Raw genomic sequence first — 1,196 nt, 5'->3', positions numbered from 1 at the left:
GAGCAATGACGGCACGCGCATGAACCGTGGCGCCAAGGATGTCTATTACGAGGATCTGCCGCAAGGCCGCACACGCGAGACTGTCGAGCGCGGCAATGGCGTCCAGATCGTCACCATCCGCAACCGTTATGGCGACGTCATCCAGCGTTCGCGCATCACGCCGGATGGGCGCGAATATGTGCTGAGCTATGTCGAGGAACGGGACTATCAGGATGAGGGCGACTGGCGCGATCCGGGCGATGACCTGCCGCCGATGCGGCTCAACATTCCGCGCCGGCAATACATCCTCGATTCCGAGGATGTCGAGAGCCCGGACGATTACTACACCTTCCTCGAACAGCCGCCAGTGGAGAAGGTCCAGCGTCTCTATTCGATCGACGAGGTCAAGCGCTCGGCCCGCGTGCGCGACATCGCACGCCGCGTCGACCTCGACACGCTGAACTTCGAATTCGGTTCGGCTTCGATCTCCGACACCGAGGTGCAGAAGCTAGAGGGCGTCGCCGACGCCATGGAGAAGCTTTTGAAGAAGAACCCGGCCGAGACCTTCCTGATCGAGGGCCATACCGATGCCGTCGGCAAGCCGGAGGCCAATCTTGCCTTGTCGGATCGCAGGGCGGAATCGGTCGCCGAAGCCCTGACCAGCGCCTTCGGCATCCCGCCGGAGAACCTGACGACTCAGGGCTRTGGCGAGGAGTATCTGAAGGTGAACACACAGTCGCCCAACCGCGAGAACCGGCGTGTCGCCATCCGCCGCATCACCTCGCTGGTGGCGCCTGTCGCCAGCAACAATTGACTTGGCTTTCCAGAGGCTTGAAGTGGCTTCTGGAATCAAGTCGGCAAGCAAGTCCCATCCCGGTCGACCGGGGTGGGACGAAGTGCGGACCACATGCGCTGGGTCAACAAGATTTGTACGGGCATTAGAGCCGGCTCATTGAATCGCGGGCTCGCACACCCCAGATTCTGGTCTGGGCGTTCCCTGCCCCATCCCGACTCCAGCGGGATGCATTGAGCCCCGCCGGCCCCCTCCGGCGGGGTTTTTTGCTTCCCAATTTATCTTGCAAACGGGAGCAGCGTGGTCGAAATACGGTCCACTCCGAACAAGAGAACCAAGCGGAACCACCCTATGAAGCGTCTCGAACTCGCCATCGAATCGATCATCCTCGCCTCGCGCTGGCTCCTCGTCGTCTTCTATATCG

The 1,196-nt window shown here is 61.3% G+C and carries 1 protein-coding gene and 1 pseudogene; both read left to right on the top strand.

The window, feature by feature from the left end:
- Positions 1–793: OmpA family protein (locus AC1DX0_RS36105; protein ID WP_477359315.1), on the top strand; the 793-nt coding region annotated here is incomplete at its 5' end.
- Positions 794–1,123: 330 nt separating this feature from the next.
- A pseudogene (locus AC1DX0_RS36100) lies at positions 1,124–1,196 on the top strand (TIGR00645 family protein); the annotation flags it as partial.

Source organism: Mesorhizobium sp. P3_A9, assembly GCF_056402975.1.
This window is presented reverse-complemented; position numbering and strand designations above follow the sequence as displayed.